Origin of the sequence: Trebonia sp. (assembly GCF_049794275.1) — a bacterium.
Classification (GTDB): domain Bacteria; phylum Actinomycetota; class Actinomycetes; order Streptosporangiales; family Streptosporangiaceae; genus Trebonia.
This window is the reverse complement of sequence record NZ_JBARCR010000504.1, coordinates 1-3,127: the sequence shown is the minus strand read 5'-3', so window position 1 is coordinate 3,127 and position 3,127 is coordinate 1. Positions and strand designations below refer to the sequence as shown.

Sequence of the window (3,127 nt, the reverse complement as noted above, 5' to 3'; positions counted from 1 at the left end):
TCAGATGAGCGTGACCGGATCGCCGCGCCGGATGGTGCCGCCTGCGATCACGTCGGCGTAGACGCCGACATTCACCTGGTTGTGCTGCGCCGCGGTGCGCAGGATGCCGGAGTCCTTCGGCAGGTCCCCCTGCGGCAGCGTGGTCATGACGCAGCGCGGGCAAGGACCGGTGACCCGCAAGCGGACCTGGTCGCCGATGGCCACCGCGTGGCCGATCCAGTCGTTCTCGGCGAAACCCTGCTCGTCCGGGCCGGTGGCCACGACGATGTTCGGCCGGAACCGCCGGGCCTCAAAGCGGCCCTGGGGATACTCGGCGCGGAGCCGGTCGATCGTGGCCGTCGTCAGCAGGTGCACGATGGCGAGGTCGAAGAACGTCCCCGGCGGCAGCTCCCAGTCGACCACGGTGTCCCGGTAGTCCAGGCCTTCCATGTCCGGCCAGTACTCCTCGGCCGTCGCGGCCGGCGCGGCACCCTCACCGGATGCTTCGGCGAGCGTTACCTCCCGGCCGAGCGCCTTGGAGAGAAGCTGCGCCAGGTCGGGCTGGTCGCTTGTGACTGTGGTCCCATCGGGCAGAGTCAGCCGGACGGTAGAGACCTTCCCACCGGTGTGCGGGGGCTCGGCGTAGGCAGCGCGGAACTCGAAGAAGTTGCCCCACTTGCGGGGATTCTTGGCGCCCGCGACCTTCCCCGTCACCGGGTCGACAACGGCGAATTTCCGGTCGCCGAGGAGGCCGTAGTTGGTGACCTCGGTAGCGTTCAATTCCTCGCCCATCATCGACTTCACCGGGTAGCGCCACAGTCCGGCAACCGAGCCACAGCGTGCCTGCGTGGATGGTGAGGGTGATGGGTCCGTTTTCATGATGGTCCCCTTCGGCGCCGCCCTGCGTGAGGATTCCTGCCTCGCCGAGGCAGCTTGCTCCTAGCAGGAGTGGCTGGGCATGTCGCCAGGGACCGGAGCGACACAATCAGTGGTAGTCACGCTTTGGGTCAAACGCGGACTCGTTCTGATCGTTCCCTGGCGACACTACGCCCGGGCTGTGATGGTGTACAGCCGCCAGGTGCGTTCCGCAAGGTCACCGGGGCTGCAGGCCTCAATCCGGCTGACTGGACACCGCGCGAGCTACGCCACAGTTTCGTCTCGCTGCCATCGGACGCTGGTGTGCCGATCGAGCAGATTTCACGGCTGGTCGGCCACAGCGGAACCACTACCACTGAGACCAAGGCCATGACTCTGACTGGTGCGTCATGGCCTGTGAGCTGGGTCGGGGTGGCCGGATTTGAACCGGCCGCCTCTTCGTCCCGAACACCGCCACCGCGTGAACAAGGCCACTGGCAGCCAACATACGTTCAGGTCAAGGCGGTGTGCGGGGCTACGCTGACGGCATCTGATCTCCGCGTACACGAGAGTGGCCGCTCCCGTTTGGCTCCCAAAATCGGACACTCGCACGCGTTGGGATCTCAGACCTGGCCTGCGTGATCACAGCCCTGGCGGCCGAAGACTTGAATGCCGCGACCTACCGCTTAGGAGGTCGTTTCCCCGGCAGCCGCCAACTGCTGCTTTGCTGGTCACGGCTGGTTTGGTCGTCGTCTGGATACCGTTCGATGTCCGCGGTTTGCGCCTCGTTCTGGCACGCGACTGGCACGGTGTGCAGTCTCCCGCCCGCCCCCGTGTGCAGTCCGGCGCCGGGACTGGCCTCCCCGTCCGTACATAAGTACGAGGCCCAGCATGATTACAAAAACGATACCGAAGACAAACACAAGACGCCGACGCCGAAGCTATGGCTCGTCTGCGGGATAAGCGCGACACCGGTCAGCATTACCTTGCTCCTACCGAGTAATTACACTTGCCCGGGTCCACAATGTCACGATACGTCTTAAGTACCGGGCGGTCCATCTGCTGGGGCACGCGGACGGCTACCTTCTGATCCGTAGATTCCTGTACCAGCATCCGGACCTGTTCAGATCGGTCCGTGACCTCGGTCGGCTCGCTGCGCGTTGTCCGTGTGAGTCCGGAGCGCCACGAGGTTGTTCGTTGTGGTGGCTCCCAGCGTGGCTCCCAAGCCGCAATCGCATTAGCAGCTTGGGGCTGAGCCGTCCCGATCGGTTCGGCCTGGACCAACGTCCTTAGCCGGTCCCCCCTGGACGGCACTGCACGGCGGTGAACTGCAAGCCAAACTGCAACCCAGCTATGGGCGTAAAGATGCCGGGACGGAGGACACTGGGCCTTTACGGGCCCTGACCGGTGGAGTGGTACCGCTGCCCCTCTGCGGTACGCGCCGCCTGCCGCGCTGCCGGTGTCTGTCGTGTCTGCTCGCGGGCCAGACGGCGTTCACGCCATCGGCTAACCCACCGGGCAAGCCTGGCCTTCACCATGCTCACCTTCCCCTGCTTCATGGAAGAGTCATGGCGAGCCAGGCTGGCCGCGTCGCTGCTCCGCCTGTGGATCCCGGCTTGTGATGCCCGCCAACGTCGGCGCGCAGGCACAGTCCAGGTTCTAACCGTACGCCCGCGCACTGTCAGCTTGGGAAGCTGAACGGTCTGGGCTTCTATGTAGCTTGACCTGCAGAGCGAGATGTCTGGAAGTGACCGTAACAAACCGCTGGACACCGCGGCTAATGACACGCTAATGGCACGCCAGCCATGGGGGTGTGGGGTTCCCCCGCGCTGGTGCAGGGAAGATCCTGCCGCGTCCGCGTAGGACGGTAGGGGGTGAAAAAGCGGGGCGACCGGAGCCATACACGGGGGGCACGGGGGCGCGAGCCCCCGCCTGGGCCGCTCTCCGAGTGCTCGTCGCCCTGGTGCTCGTCGTCTCTCCGTATAGGCGCGAATGCGCCACCCTTCCCTGGAGGTTCATCCGTCGGGCGACGAGGCTGGAGCCCCGTTACGGAATCGAACCGTAGACCTTCTCCTTACCATGTCGATTTCGGGTCGAGGCTCGACTGCTGCGATGCTGGTCAGAGCCGGTTTCGTTGTCGTCTTGGTGCTGGTCAATGTCTCCGGATTTCGCCCCGTTCTGGCACGCGGCTGGCACGGATCACGCCCGCTCGGTGCGGCTGATGTCTGGTAACACTCCTTACCAGACATAGCGATCGCGTATGTAACACCCCATTTTCTGCCTTTCTCGGAGA

Annotated in this window: 1 protein-coding gene; it reads right to left on the bottom strand. The window is 64.9% G+C overall.

Annotated features, from left to right (window positions below):
- Entirely contained in the window at positions 1-858 is an 858-nt protein-coding gene (locus WA805_RS13680; protein ID WP_422339878.1) for an MOSC domain-containing protein, read from the bottom strand.
- Positions 859-3,127: the final 2,269 nt, after the last annotated feature.

Bases quoted from the DNA above. Each gene is read 5' to 3' on its own strand.
- WA805_RS13680 (WP_422339878.1), bottom strand. From the start codon at position 858: ATGAAAACGGACCCATCACCCTCACCATCCACGCAGGCACGCTGTGGC.